At 44.6% G+C, this 15,483-nt stretch carries 14 protein-coding genes; 13 read left to right on the top strand and 1 reads right to left on the bottom strand.

Annotated features, from left to right (window positions below; genetic code table 11):
• Nucleotides 1–8 precede the first annotated feature (8 nt).
• The 13 genes from EUBC25_RS01740 (at nt 9) to EUBC25_RS01680 (ending at nt 14,812) form a co-directional block, all read left to right on the top strand.
• Nucleotides 9–1,868: a peptidoglycan D,D-transpeptidase FtsI family protein gene (locus tag EUBC25_RS01740; protein ID WP_230106536.1), complete on the top strand. Its 1,860-nt coding sequence runs from the start codon at nt 9–11 to the stop codon at nt 1,866–1,868.
• A gap of 59 nt (nt 1,869–1,927) precedes the next feature.
• Nucleotides 1,928–3,652: a peptidoglycan D,D-transpeptidase FtsI family protein gene (locus tag EUBC25_RS01735; protein WP_230106535.1), complete on the top strand. Its 1,725-nt coding sequence runs from the start codon at nt 1,928–1,930 to the stop codon at nt 3,650–3,652.
• 54 nt (nt 3,653–3,706) lie between these two features.
• On the top strand, nt 3,707–4,663 hold the full coding sequence (gene mraY / locus EUBC25_RS01730) for a phospho-N-acetylmuramoyl-pentapeptide-transferase (RefSeq protein ID WP_230106534.1): 957 nt from the start codon (nt 3,707–3,709) through the stop codon (nt 4,661–4,663).
• A gap of 12 nt (nt 4,664–4,675) precedes the next feature.
• On the top strand, nt 4,676–6,034 hold the full coding sequence (gene murD, locus EUBC25_RS01725) for a UDP-N-acetylmuramoyl-L-alanine--D-glutamate ligase (protein ID WP_230106533.1): 1,359 nt from the start codon (nt 4,676–4,678) through the stop codon (nt 6,032–6,034).
• 13 nt (nt 6,035–6,047) lie between these two features.
• Complete coding sequence (gene ftsW, locus EUBC25_RS01720) at nt 6,048–7,133, top strand: putative lipid II flippase FtsW (RefSeq protein ID WP_230106532.1); 1,086 nt, start codon at nt 6,048–6,050, stop codon at nt 7,131–7,133.
• Nucleotides 7,134–7,163: 30 nt separating this feature from the next.
• Nucleotides 7,164–7,961: a cell division protein FtsQ/DivIB gene (locus EUBC25_RS01715; protein ID WP_230106531.1), complete on the top strand. Its 798-nt coding sequence runs from the start codon at nt 7,164–7,166 to the stop codon at nt 7,959–7,961.
• A 149-nt stretch (nt 7,962–8,110) separates the two neighbouring features.
• Entirely contained in the window at nt 8,111–9,331 is a 1,221-nt protein-coding gene (ftsZ, locus tag EUBC25_RS01710; RefSeq protein WP_230106530.1) for a cell division protein FtsZ, read from the top strand.
• Nucleotides 9,332–9,550: 219 nt separating this feature from the next.
• Nucleotides 9,551–10,330, top strand: a complete 780-nt coding sequence (locus EUBC25_RS01705; protein WP_230106529.1) for a sigma-E processing peptidase SpoIIGA — start codon at nt 9,551–9,553, stop codon at nt 10,328–10,330.
• Nucleotides 10,331–10,347: 17 nt separating this feature from the next.
• A complete protein-coding gene (gene sigE / locus EUBC25_RS01700; RefSeq protein ID WP_230106528.1) occupies nt 10,348–11,088 on the top strand; it encodes an RNA polymerase sporulation sigma factor SigE in 741 nt (246 codons plus the stop codon).
• A gap of 49 nt (nt 11,089–11,137) precedes the next feature.
• Nucleotides 11,138–12,745, top strand: coding sequence for an MBL fold metallo-hydrolase RNA specificity domain-containing protein (locus EUBC25_RS01695; RefSeq protein ID WP_230106527.1), 1,608 nt, complete (start codon nt 11,138–11,140; stop codon nt 12,743–12,745).
• A 172-nt stretch (nt 12,746–12,917) separates the two neighbouring features.
• Nucleotides 12,918–13,697, top strand: a complete 780-nt coding sequence (gene sigG, locus EUBC25_RS01690; protein WP_230106526.1) for an RNA polymerase sporulation sigma factor SigG — start codon at nt 12,918–12,920, stop codon at nt 13,695–13,697.
• Between the two features lie 139 nt (nt 13,698–13,836).
• On the top strand, nt 13,837–14,487 hold the full coding sequence (locus EUBC25_RS01685) for an HAD family hydrolase (RefSeq protein ID WP_230107527.1): 651 nt from the start codon (nt 13,837–13,839) through the stop codon (nt 14,485–14,487).
• 61 nt (nt 14,488–14,548) lie between these two features.
• On the top strand, nt 14,549–14,812 hold the full coding sequence (locus EUBC25_RS01680) for a glyoxalase (protein WP_230106525.1): 264 nt from the start codon (nt 14,549–14,551) through the stop codon (nt 14,810–14,812).
• 136 nt (nt 14,813–14,948) lie between these two features.
• Here EUBC25_RS01680 and EUBC25_RS01675 read toward each other — a convergent pair whose 3' ends face one another.
• Complete coding sequence (locus tag EUBC25_RS01675; RefSeq protein ID WP_230106524.1) at nt 14,949–15,380, bottom strand: FMN-binding protein; 432 nt, start codon at nt 15,378–15,380, stop codon at nt 14,949–14,951.
• Nucleotides 15,381–15,483: the final 103 nt, after the last annotated feature.

Genomic DNA, 15,483 nt, shown 5'->3' with positions numbered 1-15,483 from the left:
GTGGGAATATGACAAAAAAAACTATGCATCGTTTGAGAAAAAAATTCCCTAAATTTATGCAGAAAAAGCTAGTCATCCTCTATTTGGGGATTATACTAGCTTTTGTTTTTCTAATAGGAAGAATTACCTATATTAATGCATCTGACGGGGAAGAATATACGAAAATTGTTCTGGACCAGCAGCAGTATGACAGCAGGGTCATTCCCTATAAGCGGGGAGATATTGTAGACCGGAACGGCACAAAAATTGCCACCAGTGAAAGAGTGTACAATGTCATACTGGATGTGAAGACTATGCTGAGTGATGAAGATTATGTGGAACCTACAAAGCAGGTCCTGAAAGACTGCTTTGGGATAGAGGAAGAAGAAGTAGATACTCTGATCGAAGAGTCGCCTGACAGCAGATACAGCGTGCTGAAAAAAGGAATTGACTATAATACGGCCAAAGAATTTGAAGCCATTGATGAAGATGATGAAAATTATCCGGATGTAAAAGGAATATGGCTGGAATCAGATTATGTGCGCACTTATCCCTATAATACGCTTGCGAGTGATGTTATTGGATTTACAGTAGACGGAAACGTGGGAAACGGAGGCATAGAAGGCTACTATAATACGATACTAAACGGGACAGATGGAAGAGAATATGGTTATCTTGATGGTGGGACTTCTGTAGAACAGACTGTAAAAGAACCAATTAATGGGAAAACAGTGGTTTCTACGATTGATGTACAGGTGCAGAGTATTGTAGAAAAATATATCAAACAATTCAACGATGAAAGAAAGAATAATGCAACTGCCGGCGAGGGAAGCAAAAATACAGCTGTCATGATCATGAATCCGCAAAATGGAGAGATCCTTGCCGAAGCCAGCTATCCGAATTATGATCTGAATAATCCCAGAAACCTGTCAAGCTACTATACACAGGAACAGCTGGATGCCATGTCGGATGAAGAACAGCTGGATGCCTTAAACTCTCTGTGGAAAAATTTTTGTGTCAGCGATACTTACGAGCCTGGGTCGACGATAAAACCTTTTACTGTAGCAGCAGCTTTAGAGACAGGGGCACTGAACGGGGATGAAACCTTTTACTGTGAAGGAAGCCTGCATATTGGAGGATATGACATTCATTGTATCAATCGGGAGGGACACGGAACACAAACCTTGAAAGAAGCGGTGGAAAATTCCTGCAATGTGGCCCTTATGCAGATTGGAGAAAAAATCGGCGCCGAGGATTTCATTAAATATCAGCATATATTTGGATTCGGAGAGCTGGCGGGGATCGATCTTCCCGGCGAAGCCGCTACAGAGGGGCTTTTATATACAGTAGATAACATGGATGAAACCAGTCTTGCGACCAACGCATTTGGTCAGAACTTTAATGTAACAATGACACAGATGCTGGCAGGTTTTTGTTCGCTTATTAACGGCGGAGAATACTATGAGCCTCACATTGTAAAACAGATACAGGATGAAAATGGAAATGTAGTGGAAAATGAAGAGCCGGTTCTTGTGAAACGAACAATTTCGGAAGAGACAAGTACTCTCGTAAAAGATTATATGAGGGGAGTTGTTCAGAATGGAAGCGGTAAGCTGGCGGATCTGGAAGGCTATGAAGTAGGAGGAAAGACTGGTACAGCAGAGAAACTTCCAAGATCAGAAGGAAAGAACCTGGTATCTTTTATTGGATATGCACCCCAGGAAAATCCGGAGATTGCAATTTATGTTGTGATTGATGAGCCAAATGAGTACGACCAGGCCCAGAGTTCTCTGGCGGTGCAGATGGCAAGTGATATTATGAAAGAAATTTTCCCGTATCTGGGGATCTCCAAGACATCTGAAACAGCGGACGATACGGCAACGCAATAATATGAATAACCTCACAAAAGCAGTAATAAAGTATAAAAAGGCTTTTGTGAGGTTTTTTTGTGCGTAGTAAGACATATAATAAGAAGAAAATCCTGATCGTTTTTCTGTGCGCAGTTTTTATCATTCTGTTTTTGATGGGGAGACTTGTCTACCTGATGGTATTTGACGCCGAATATTATCAGGAGAAAGCGGAAGCCCTCCATGAAAGAGAGAGGGAAATTAAGGCGGCAAGAGGAGAGATCATAGATGCTTCGGGAAATATTCTTGCGACAAACCGCACGGTGTGTACGATTTCTGTGATCCATAGTCAGGTAACAGATCCTGAAGAGGTGATCACGGCTCTTTCCCAGGCTTTGGATATGGAAGAGGCCTCTGTGCGTGAGAAGGTGGAGAAGGTCTCAGCTCTGGAAAGGATTAAGACAAATGTGGATAAAGAAATCGGTGACCGGATTCGGGAGATGAATCTTAATGGTGTAAAAGTGGATGAGGACTTTAAACGTTATTATCCCTATGATGAGCTTGCATCTACAGTGCTGGGATTTACCGGGGGAGATAACCAGGGGATTATCGGCCTGGAGGTAAAATATGAAGAATACCTGAAAGGACAGAACGGGCGGATACTGACTACTACAGATGCAAGAGGCATAGAGCTTAAAGGAGTGGCAGAAGATCGGGTGGAGCCGGTTCCCGGGAATACCCTCCGGATCACATTGGACTATAATGTACAGATGTATGCACAGCAGATGGCGGAAAAGGTGATGGAAGAGAAACAGGCCGATGCAGTATCCGTTCTTCTTATGAATCCACAGAATGGGGAGATCATTGCAATGGTAAATGTTCCGGAATTTAATCTCAATGATCCCTTCACCTTAAATACAGGAGAAGATACATCGGGACTTTCAGAAGAGGAAAAACAGGATAAGCTGAATCAAATGTGGAGAAACCGCTGTATCAATGATACCTATGAACCCGGGTCGACTTTTAAGATCATTACAGCCTCTGCCTGTCTGGAGGAGGGAGTTGTTTCCCTGGACGATACGTTTCAATGTCCGGGATACCGGATTGTGGAAGACAGGAAGATCCGGTGTCATAAAGTGGGGGGACACGGACAGGAGACATTTGTGGAAGGGGTGCAAAATTCCTGCAATCCTGTATTTATGGATATCGGTCTTAGATTAGGAGCAGATAAATTTTATGATTATTATGAAAAGTTTGGTCTTCTGAATTTGACTGGAGTAGATCTTCCGGGAGAGGCGGGGACGATCATGCATAAAAAGGAAGATATTGGAACGGTGGAGCTGGCAACGATGACGTTCGGGCAGTCCTTTCAGATTACGCCTATTCAGCTTGCCTCCACAGTAAGTTCCATCATTAACGGCGGAGTGAGGGTAACGCCTCACATTGGGAAAAGCGTGATCTCTTCAGATGGGAAAACAGAGGAAGTTTTAGGAGCTGAAAAGGGGGACAGAATCCTTTCAGAAAAAGTTTCTGGTCAGATGAGGGAGCTTTTGGAGGGAGTCGTACGGGAAGGATCCGGGAAGAACGGAGCGGTGGAGGGTTACCGTATCGGAGGAAAGACAGCTACGTCGCAGACTCTTCCGAGAAGCGCAAACAAATATATATCCTCATTTCTGGGCTTTGCACCGGCTGACAACCCGCAGATACTGGGAATGTGTATTATTTATAATCCCCAGGGAATTTATTATGGAGGTACGATCGCCGCACCGGTAATGCGGGAGATTTTTGAAAATGTACTTCCCTATCTTGGCATTGAAAAAGAATAAGAAATGAAGTATACTGTTTTAAGCTGAATAACAAAAGAGATAAGAGGTGTATCTATGGATTATACAATTTTTATTCCGGTATTGATATCATTTGCATTGAGCGTTGTAATGGGACCGGTGATCATCCCCATTCTTCGCAGACTGAAAATGGGACAGACAGAAAGAGAAGAAGGAGTAAAATCTCATCTGAAAAAGGCGGGAACGCCTACCATGGGCGGGGTAATTATTCTTATTGCTGTTGTGGTGACCTCCGTATTTTACATTGGAGATTATCCCAATATTATCCCGATTCTTTTTGTTACACTGGGATTCGGACTGATCGGTTTTCTGGATGACTATTTGAAAGTAGTGCTGAAGCGTTCCGACGGATTGTTCCCGAAACAGAAAATGGCTCTTCAGATCCTTGTGACGGCAGTATTTGCCTTTTATATGGTGAAATTTACAGATGTTTCTCTCGCCATGTTAATCCCTTTTTCAGGGGGAAGATATCTGGATATCGGATGGCTTGCGATCCCGCTCCTTTTTGTGGCGGTGATCGGAACAGTAAACGGAGTCAATTTTACCGATGGGCTGGATGGGCTGGCTTCCAGTGTTACGGTGCTTGTAGCTACCTTTTTTACAGTGGTGGCGGTGGGAACCGAGAGTGGAATTGAGCCTATTACCTGTGCGGTAGTCGGGGCCCTGATGGGATTCCTTCTTTTCAATGTATATCCCGCAAGTGTATTCATGGGAGATACAGGGTCGCTGGCTCTGGGAGGTTTTGTGGCTTCCACGGCCTATATGCTGCAGATGCCGATTTTTATTGTGATCGTGGGGCTTATCTATCTGGTAGAAGTACTGTCTGTTATGATACAGGTTACATACTTTAAAAAGACAGGCGGCAAAAGGTTCTTCAAGATGGCTCCGATCCATCATCATTTTGAACTGTGCGGCTGGTCAGAGACAAAGGTAGTAGCGGTCTTTTCGATTATTACAGCCATTCTGTGTCTGATTGCACTGATGGCTATGTAAGGAGGACAAATAATGGAAAAAACGGTACTGGTATTCGGACTTGGGATCAGCGGGATCGGAGCAGCGAAGCTTTTAGAAAAGCGAGGGGCTGATGTGATCTTATATGACGGCAATGAAAAACTCAATAAGGAAGCAACACTTAAAAAGATGGGAGAAGGCACAAAGGCACGGATTATTACCGGTTCTCTTCCGGAGGAAGTGATGGATGAACTGGATCTTGTGGTCATCAGTCCCGGAGTGCCGACGGATCTTCCAGTCGTTCAGAAAATGAGAGAGAAAAAGATTGAGATCATGGGAGAAATTGAGCTTGCCTATCTGTGCGGAAAAGGAGAAGTCCTTGCCATTACAGGGACGAATGGCAAGACTACCACAACTGCTCTGTTGGGAGAGATTATGAAAAACGCTTCAGACAGTGCATTTGTAGTGGGAAATATTGGAAATCCTTATACGACTGTAGCGGAAGATACCAGGGAAGATTCTGTCGTTGTGGCAGAGATGAGCAGTTTTCAGCTGGAGACGATTCACACATTCCGTCCCAGAGTATCGGCCATTTTGAATTTGACGCCGGACCATTTAGACAGGCATCATACCATGGAGGCATATATTCAGGCAAAGATGAATATTGCCTCGAACCAGACGGAAGAAGATTTTTGCATCTTAAACTATGAGGATGAGGTGCTTCGCAGATTTGCTGCTGAAGTGAAGGCGAAAGTTTTTTTCTTCTCCAGTGTGCATAAGATGGAGAGAGGCATTTATCTGGATAACGGGAATATAATTTATAAGAACCCGGATGATGGAAATGCGGAAGGTACGCTGATCTGTAATGTAGATGAACTGAAACTGCTTGGTGTTCACAATTATGAGAATGTCATGGCGGCATCGGCTATGGCCGCTGTGTATGGAGTGTCCCTTGATATTATAAGAAAGACGCTTCGGGAGTTTGCAGGCGTGGCCCATAGAATAGAATTTGTAGCGGAAAAAGATGGAGTTGCCTATTACAATGATTCCAAAGGAACGAATCCGGATGCAGCCATCAAAGGAATCCAGGCAATGAGGCGCCCTACTGTTTTGATCGGAGGGGGATATGACAAAAATTCAACTTACAAAGAATGGATTGAAAGCTTTGACGGCAAGGTTAAACTTCTGGTCCTTCTTGGGGCTACAAGGGAAAAGATTGCAGAAGAGGCCAGAGAGTGCGGTTTTACAGATATTGCTTTTGCCGATACATTTGAGGAGGCTGTCCTTACATCCGTAAAGGCGGCGCAGCCGGGAGATGCAGTGTTGCTGTCGCCGGCGTGTGCAAGCTGGGGAATGTTTAAGAATTATGAGGAACGAGGAGATAAGTTCAAAGAGATTGTAAATTCCCTATAAGGAGAGAACAAGATTGCCAGATTCAGTCAAAAAAAGAAAGTATGACTATACACTTCTTACGGCGCTGTTTTTGCTGCTGCTTATCGGACTTGTGATCCTGTACAGCACCAGTGCCTACAATGGAGAGGTAAAGTTTCATGATTCCTTTTACTATCTGAAGAAGCAGGTGTTTGCCACCAGTCTGGGCATTGCAGGTATGTTTCTGATGGCGCAGATTGATTACCGGATATTGCGGAAATTTGCAGTGCCGGCCTATCTTGCAGCAGTGCTTTTGTCTGTTGCAGTGCTTTTGGTGGGAGATGAGTATAATGGGTCCAAAAGATGGTTGTCTTTGGGCCCTTTTTCTTTTCAGCCCTCTGAATTTGCGAAAATAGCAGTCATTCTTTTTCTTGCTGCTGTCGTGACAAAGAATGCAGACAAAATGGGGCAGATGAGAACGCTTCTGAAGATCATGCTCAGTGTTCTTCCTATTGCAGGTCTGGTAGGCGCCAGCAATTTGAGTACAGCCATTATTATTCTCGGAATTGCGGTTACTCTTGTCTTTACGGCAAGTCCCAAATACGGGCAGTTTATCTGGATGGGAGTGATAGGCTGCGGATTTATGGCAGTATTTCTTGCGTTGGAGAGCTACCGGCTGGAGCGGCTGGCAATCTGGAGAAATCCGGAGGCATACGAGAAGGGATATCAGACCCTTCAGGGGCTGTACGCCATAGGATCAGGCGGACTCTTTGGGAGAGGACTGGGGGAGAGCGTACAGAAGCTGGGCTTTGTTCCGGAGGCTCAAAATGATATGATATTTTCCATCATCTGTGAGGAGCTTGGCCTTTTTGGAGCAGGATTTATTCTCCTTCTTTTCCTGATTCTGATCTGGCGTTTCTTTCGGATCGCATCCCATGCGGAAGATCTTTTCGGAGCGTTGATTGCAGCCGGAGCTATGGCTCATATGATGATCCAGGTGATTTTGAATATTGCTGTTGTGACAAATACCATTCCAAATACAGGTATTACACTTCCCTTTATCAGCTACGGAGGAACATCGGTTGTGTTCCTTTTGATGGAAATGGGGGTTGTGCTAAGTGTGTCATCTCTGGTAAAATAATAGCATTGGTTTACAAGGAGGATGCTTTTTGTGGAACGAAAGAGAAAAAGCGGACATAAAAAATCTCATAAAATATATGCATTTGTTGTAATCCTGCTGGGACTGGCAATTATTGCCCTGGCTGTGCTGCTGCTGTTCTATGTGCAGCGGATCGAGGTGACGGGGAACGAATACACATCCAGTGAGGAGATTGTTAATGTAGTAGAGGAGGATCAGGGATCTTTTAATTCTATTTACCTTTTATGGAAATATCATTTTACCGATTATAAAAAGCCGGACAGCATCCAGGATATGCAAGTGAGCCTGAAAGCGCCATGGATCGTGCAGGTGAAAGTAAAAGAAAAGCCGATCCTCGGGTATGCTGTGGCAGAAAAATCCTACCTGTATTTTGACAGCAGCGGAGAAGTGGTGTTGGAAAGCTCCACATTACTTGAAGGAGTCCCGGCAGTGGAAGGGCTTGAAGTGGGAGATGCCTCTGTAGGAGATTCCCTGAGCAAGGGAAAGGAGCGGCTGTTCAAAGAGCTGACGGAGCTGAAAGAGGATATGGAGAAATTTGAATTGTCATCGGATAGAATTGTCTGTGACGGGAAACAGATTTACACATATTTTGGAGATGTTTGTGTGGCGCTGGGCAGCAGCATCACTACGGAAAAAGTATCACAGATATCACCGATCCTGGAAAAGCTGGGCGGCCAGAAAGGGACGCTGCATTTAGAATATTTTGCGGATGAGAACGATGTGATAACATTCGATAAAGACGAGCTGCCTGAAGCGGCGCAGGAATCTACGGATGGACAGACCGGGGAGACCGCGGAAGAAAATCAATAAAAATGGGCTAAAATCCATAAAAATAGAGAAAATTCTATTGATATTTTGCACAAAAGCTTATATTATATACTATATATGGCGGACTCCGAGTCTGCCGTTTATGGGATGTATAATTATATAATAAGGATAGAACAAAGGAGGAGAAACCCTTGCTAGAAATTAAAACAAACGAATCAGAAGCAGCGGCAAAGATAATTGTTGTGGGAGTCGGCGGAGGCGGAAATAACGCTGTAAACCGAATGATTGATGAACAGATTGCCGGTGTTGAATTTATTGCAATCAATACAGATAAACAGGCCCTTCAGTTATGTAAGGCGCCGACCCTTATGCAGATAGGGGACAAGATCACAAAAGGACTTGGTGCGGGAGCACGTCCTGAAATCGGTGAGAAAGCAGCAGAAGAAAGCGCTGAGGAAATTTCAGCTGCATTAAAGGGAGCAGACATGGTCTTTGTAACCTGCGGTATGGGAGGCGGAACCGGAACCGGTGCGACTCCTGTTGTTGCGCGCATTGCAAAAGAACAGGGAGCGTTGACAGTAGGTGTTGTTACAAAACCCTTCCGTTTTGAATCCAAGACAAGGATGAATAATGCGCTGGCTGGAATTGAAAAATTAAAAGAAAGCGTTGACACTTTGATTGTTATTCCGAATGATAAACTGTTAGAAGTGGTTGACAGAAGAACAACTATGCCGGAAGCTCTGAAAAAAGCGGACGAGGTTCTGCAGCAGGGTATCCAGGGTATCACAGACCTGATCAATGTACCGTCTCTTATTAATCTTGACTTTGCGGATGTGCAGACAGTCATGACAGATAAGGGAATTGCGCATATCGGTATTGGACAGGGCCGCGGCGATGATAAAGCGCTGGAGGCTGTAAAGCAGGCGGTTGCAAGTCCGCTGCTTGAGACAACAATTGCAGGGGCATCTCATGTTATTATTAATGTATCCGGTGATATTACTCTTATGGACGCATCGGATGCGGCAGAATTTGTACAGGAACTGGCAGGAGAAGATGCAAATATCATCTTCGGTGCTATGTATGATGATTCCAGAGCAGATGAAGCTACTATTACTGTAATTGCTACGGGATTACATAATGTAGGTGGGACATCTTCAAAATTAAAATCAAGACTGGAAGGTGTACAACGCTCCGGTATGGTTCCGCCGGCAAGCAGTTATGATAAACAGCTTCATTCCAATCATACCAGCCACAGCCCGAAAGTTGATTTGGGAGCGGCTCCGACGACAAACGGTGGTACAAGCCTGAAGCGTCCGGTTGGAGGTACAACTCCGACTCTGGATACACCAAGGACACCGACCAGCAAAGTGAAGGAACAGTCTATCAAGATTCCGGATTTCTTTAAAAAGTAAATAACGATTCAGGCAACATACAGCAGCCATGACAGATTGTGGATTTTTTCGACCACAGTTGACATGGCTGCTTTTTTTGTCGAAAAAATCTGTTTTCCTTCTAACAGTATCTGACAAATTCTGAACCCTTCTTTTCTTTATAATTAATCCTGCCCAGATGAGGGCGCAGGCTTTCAGGCCGCCCTATGCCGGAAGTGCAAAAGAGAAAGAAGGTGGAACGTGTATTATGAACTGTATATAGACATACTGTTTCTCGTCAACTTTATGATGGACTACATATTGCTCCTGCTGATAAAAAAGATATTGAAATGCACTGCCACGCTTGGAAATATCTCACTGGGAGCATTGACAGGAGCTCTTCTTACCTGTCTGATAGTCGCACTTCCTGTTCCCCGGCCGTTTTTGAAATTTCTTCTGTTTCATGGCGTTGTGAATATCCTGATGCTGAAAATTGCTTTACACCTCAAATGGGACAAAAAACTGTGGAAAGCGCTTTTTTTTCTGTACATCACAAGTTTTTTGCTGGGAGGGATTTTGGAGCATGTATGCCAGTATGTGGAGATCGGAAGTCTTTTTTTTGTACTGGCAGTAGGGTGCTATTACATCTCATCGGGAATATGGAAGATTTTGGATCTGATTTTCAAGACCGGGCAGTGCCGGTGTGATGTGGAACTATATGTAAATGGACGGTGTGTGACAGTGCCGGCTCTGATAGATACCGGAAACACACTGCGGGATAAACTGACGGGAAAGCCGGTAAACATCATAGAGAGCCAGACGGCAGAAGAACTGTTTGGTAAGGAAATCCCGGAAGGAATCCGGTATATTTCCTATCATACGATAGGCAGAAAAAACGCTGTTATGCCTGTTGCCGTTCTGGATAGCCTGCGTATTGCCGGAGAGAATGAGAAATGGGTGGATAAGCCGATGGTAGGGATCAGTGAAGAGAAAATATCTTCAGATGGAGAATACAGGATGATCATAAATCCTGATACATAGATTGGAGGAAACGAAACATGATGATAAAAATAGCTGTGCCAAATCAATTTAAACTGAAAGTAATGCCGAATTTCCGTACGTTTTTTTTCCCGGATAAAAAAGATGTACACTATATCGGAGGATCCGATATTCTTCCTGCTCCGCTGGAAGTGGAAGAGGAAAGCCGCGCGATCGCAATGCTGGGAACAGAGGAAGACAAAAGCGCCCGCAAAATATTGATTGAACATAACCTCAGGCTGGTAGTGTATATTGCAAAAAAGTTTGACAATACAGGCGTTGGAGTGGAGGATCTGATATCGATCGGGACGATTGGGCTGATCAAGGCAATTAATACATTTGATCCGGGAAAAAATATCAAACTGGCCACCTATGCATCCAGATGTATTGAAAATGAGATCTTAATGTATCTTAGAAGAAATAACAAGACACGCATGGAAGTTTCGATTGACGAGCCTTTAAATGTGGACTGGGATGGAAATGAGCTCCTTTTGTCGGATATTCTCGGAACAGAGGAGGACACCATATATCGGGACCTGGAACAGGAAGTAGAGAAAAAACTTCTTGTGAAAGCTCTCGGGAGGCTGTCCGGCCGGGAGCAGACGATCATAAAAATGAGATTTGGTATCGGTATGCCGGATGGGGAAGAGAAGACGCAGAAAGAAGTGGCAGATATGCTGGGGATTTCTCAGTCTTACATCTCCAGGCTGGAGAAGAAAATTATGCAGCGGCTGCGAAGGGAGATGGTAAAATATTCATAGTCACTTTCTGAAAAAGGTGTTACAATGAAAAGAAAAAGGGGTTGGTGATATGCGTCTGAGCTTTATTGGAGCTGCCCATGAAGTGACCGGAAGTTGTCATCTTCTGGAAGCATGCGGAAAAAATATATTGATTGACTGTGGGATGGAGCAGGGACCGGATCTTTATGAGAATCAGAAACTGCCTGTCAGTGCCGGGGATGTGGACTATGTCCTTCTGACCCATGCCCATATTGACCATTCCGGAAACCTGCCGCTTTTATGCAAACAAGGCTTTCAAGGAGACATTGTAACCACGTTTGCTACTGCAGATCTGTGCAGCATTATGCTTCGTGACAGCGCCCATATTCAGGAATTTGAGGCGGAATGGAGAAACCGCAAGGCCAAAAGGAGCGGGGAAGAGCCTTACGAACCTGTTTATACAATGGCGGATGCAGATATGGCCATCTCTCTTTTGGCCCCTTGCGATTACGGGCAGAAGATCGATCTGTGTCCGGGCGTTCAGGTATGTTTCAACGATATGGGACATCTGCTTGGTTCAGCCAGTATAGAAGTGTGGGTGACCGAAGAAAATGTTACGAAAAAAATCGTATTTTCCGGTGATGTAGGCAACATTAATCAGCCTATTATCCGGGATCCCCAGCCGGTGAAAGAGGCAGACTATGTAGTGATCGAATCCACTTACGGCGACCGGACCCACGGGGAGGAGATTCCGGATTATGTGGGAGAATTTACAAGGATCCTGAAAGAAACCTTTGATAAAGGCGGAAATGTGGTTATTCCATCTTTTGCTGTGGGGCGTACACAGGAACTGTTATATTTTATCCGTGAGATCAAAGAGAAAAGGCTTCTCCCGGAATATCAGAACTTTGAAGTCTATGTGGACAGTCCTCTTGCAATCGAGGCAACTTCAGTGTTTAACAAAAACGTAAAATCCTGTTTTGATGAGGAAGCGATGGCGCTGGTGGAACAGGGGATCAACCCCCTTATTTTCCCGGGATTGAAAACAACCATCACAACAGAGGAATCCAAACAGATTAATCTGAATGAACGTCCGAAAGTGATACTCTCTGCCTCTGGTATGTGCGAAGCAGGACGGATCCGCCATCATCTGAAGCATAATCTGTGGAGAGAGGAATGTACCATCTGCTTCGTGGGTTACCAGGCAGTCGGCACGCTGGGAAGAAAGCTGCTGGAAGGAGCAGAGAGTGTGAAACTGTTCGGTGAGAACATTACAGTTAATGCAAGGATTGAGTCTATAAAAGGGATCAGCGGACATGCGGACAGAAACGGACTCTTAAACTGGCTGAAAGGTTTTGAGAAGAAACCGGATCGTGTCATTGTGGTTCATGGCGAAGATACAGTGACGGATGCTTTTGCAGAAACGGTAGAAAAGGAGATCGGCTGTCCGGCATTTGCCCCATACTCAGGCGGATGTGTTGATCTGATGGAAAACAGAATCGTGACTGCCGGCATAAAGATTCCGAAGAAATCTGCAGAGAAGCCGGCAAGAGTCAGAGCGCAGAATGCGTTTGACAGAGCGGTTGCGGCAGCAAAACGTCTGGTGGAAGTTGTAATGAAAAACGAAGGACTCTCCAACAAGGATCTTGCAAAGCTGGAATCTCAGATTCAGAATCTGGCGGACAAATGGGAACCATAGCAGTCTCTTGTGCAATAATGTGAAAAAGTGAAGAAAAAGTTTTGGCCCTTGTCAAGGGCTAAAACTTTTTTTATTTCCAGCTGGTACAGTATAAGGAAAAGACATAATGAGAAAAATCTTATTGTACGTAATCAAATGACGGCAGATACGTTCAATAAGGAGGATTCAGATTATGGCACAGGGTAAGGTTGAAATATGCGGCGTAAATACAGCGAAGCTTCCGCTACTTACAGAGGAGGAAAAAGAAGATTTGCTGGCGCGCATGAAAGAAGGGGATGAAGCGGCAAAGGAGGAATATATCAAAGGAAATCTGCGGCTTGTGTTAAGTGTGATCAAACGTTTTTCGGGAAGCAATGAAAATCCGGATGACCTTTTCCAGATTGGATGCATTGGACTGATCAAAGCAATTAATAATTTCAATACAGAACTTGATGTTAAATTTTCTACTTATGCAGTGCCGATGATCATTGGAGAGATCCGGCGGTATATGAGGGATAATAATTCGATCCGTGTCAGCAGATCCTTGAGAGATACGGCATACAAAGCGATTTACGCGAAAGAACACTACATGCGGGAGAACCTGAAGGAACCAACGGTACAGGAAATCGCTGATGAGATTGGAATTTCCAAAGAAGATATTGTGTTTGCGCTGGACGCGATACAGGTACCTATGAGTCTGCAGGAGCCTGTTTACAACGATGGAGGAGACGCCCTGTATGTCATGGATCAGATCAGCGATAAGAAGAACAGAGAAGAGAAATGGATTGAAGATCTTTCTTTAGAAGCTGCTATGGACCGCCTGACAAGCCGGGAGAGATATATTATCCGTCTGCGTTTCTTTGAAGGGAAGACACAGATGGAAGTGGCAGAAGAGATAGAAATTTCACAGGCACAGGTCAGCAGGCTGGAAAAGCATGCTTTGAAAGTAATGCGGCAGTATTTGAGTGCATAACAAATCTGAAAATATGAGAAAAAAATATTCCCGCCGGCTGGATAAAAGTATAAAAACAGAGCGGGAATGTTTTTTCCTTCAGGGCATTGAAATTTTGGGCGCTTCATACTATGATAGATGAAGAAGAAAGGAGCAACATATTATGAGAGGCTGTATTTTTGACTTGGATGGAACATTGACAGATACCCTGGATTCCCTAACTTATTCAGTAAACCTGACATTGGAAGAGATGGGGCTGCCTCGAATTACGGAAGAACAATGCAGGCTGTTTGTAGGAAACGGTGCCAGATATTTGATGGAAAAAGCATTGAAAGCCTCCGGAGATGCTAATTTAAGCCGTATTGAAGAAGGAATGGCGGTATATGGAAGAATATTCAGTGCAAACTGTACATATCATGTAACACCGTACAAAGGGATCTTAGAACTTCTGGAACAGCTTAAAGTGCGGGGAATCAAACTGGCAGTGCTTTCCAATAAACCTCACGGGCAGACGGTGGACGTAGTAAAACAGATATTTGGAGAGAATGTGTTCGACTATGTGCAGGGACAGTGTGAGAACCTTGCCAGGAAGCCGGATCCTTCCGGAGTATGGAAGCTTCTTGAGGAGATGGGGATATCACGGGAGGAATGTCTGTATGTCGGGGATTCGGAAGTGGATGTGAAAACCGCAGAGGCGGCCGGCGTTCAGGAAATTGCAGTGACCTGGGGATTTCGTGACCGGGTATCGCTGGAGAAGGCGGGGGCTATGACTTTGATAGACAGCCCGAGGGAACTGCTTGCATATGTATAGGGCACAACGCCGAGAGATCCCGTCAGGAAAAAGCATGCAATAAAAGAGGGAGGACAAAGCAATGTATGAGTATGATGAGGAATGTTTACAGGTGTTTTTGGAAAATCAAAGCCAGCTTTTTGATGAGCCGGTAGCAGAGACACCGGAAGAAGCAGAGGCATTTCTGGAGGAATGTATGGCGGTAGTAGTGGACAGCATTGAAGAAGTAGCTGCATTCTTTCGGGAAGAGGGCATCGACATGGAGGATATGTCTATGGAAGAGTTGGAAGAGGCTTCCGAAGTGTTCGCCCTCCCAAGCGGTAAGTATCTGATCGTAGAAGGTTAGCGCCGGTGCGCGAAGTCTTCCGGCAGGAGGCGTACCCACTTAGATAAAAAGATGTCGCTGAAGCGGCTGTACTTGATAAAGGAGTTCCGTTTGCGGAACTCCTTTTTATACACATGCCCTTCGTTTTTGGGTGATGTTATTCGATTTCGGCATTTTTCAGTGCATTTTTAATGGCGTCTATGATGATCTGCGAGGTGTATGCGGAATCTTCGGAATATTGGATGTTTTCCAGAGACTGTGTCTCACAGATCTGCTGGGCTATATCTTCCATGGCCGGCTGAACAAGCGGAAACATGGCATCTACTGTCTCATCCATATTGGAAAAACGGATGGAATCAATCTGAGATTCGTCGACGGACACCTCTACTTCCAGTTCCGTATTGTTTAAAGTGAAAGAAGAAGTGTATACTCCTTCTTTGTATTTTTTTTCGGGAGTTTCGTTTTTGCTGTGTCCGGGAAGAAACATAAATACAAGAAGAAGGATCAGAACGATAGCCAATACAGCAAAAACGGCGGTGTATATGATCTCTTTCATATGTAGCACAAAAATTTTAGTTTTGGAACTCATAAAGGCCTCCTGTGTCTGAATGTGTATTTGTACTCTATATAATATATGAGCGGAAGCAGAGAAATATTCCGGCAGGATGGGTTTTGCGTGACAAATCTGCCGG

The sequence above is a fragment of the Claveliimonas bilis genome, assembly GCF_020892095.1.
Lineage (GTDB): Bacteria > Bacillota > Clostridia > Lachnospirales > Lachnospiraceae > Claveliimonas > Claveliimonas bilis.
This window is presented reverse-complemented; position numbering and strand designations above follow the sequence as displayed.

Excerpts from the sequence above, each read along its gene's own strand:
- EUBC25_RS01740 (WP_230106536.1), top strand. The coding sequence starts at position 9 with ATGACAAAAAAAACTATGCATCGTTTGAGAAAAAAATTCCCTAAATTT.
- mraY (WP_230106534.1), top strand. The coding sequence starts at position 3,707 with ATGGATTATACAATTTTTATTCCGGTATTGATATCATTTGCATTGAGC.
- murD (WP_230106533.1), top strand. The coding sequence starts at position 4,676 with ATGGAAAAAACGGTACTGGTATTCGGACTTGGGATCAGCGGGATCGGA.
- sigE (WP_230106528.1), top strand. The coding sequence starts at position 10,348 with ATGATGATAAAAATAGCTGTGCCAAATCAATTTAAACTGAAAGTAATG.
- EUBC25_RS01695 (WP_230106527.1), top strand. The coding sequence starts at position 11,138 with ATGCGTCTGAGCTTTATTGGAGCTGCCCATGAAGTGACCGGAAGTTGT.
- sigG (WP_230106526.1), top strand. The coding sequence starts at position 12,918 with ATGGCACAGGGTAAGGTTGAAATATGCGGCGTAAATACAGCGAAGCTT.
- EUBC25_RS01680 (WP_230106525.1), top strand. The coding sequence starts at position 14,549 with ATGTATGAGTATGATGAGGAATGTTTACAGGTGTTTTTGGAAAATCAA.
- EUBC25_RS01675 (WP_230106524.1), bottom strand. The coding sequence starts at position 15,380 with ATGAGTTCCAAAACTAAAATTTTTGTGCTACATATGAAAGAGATCATA.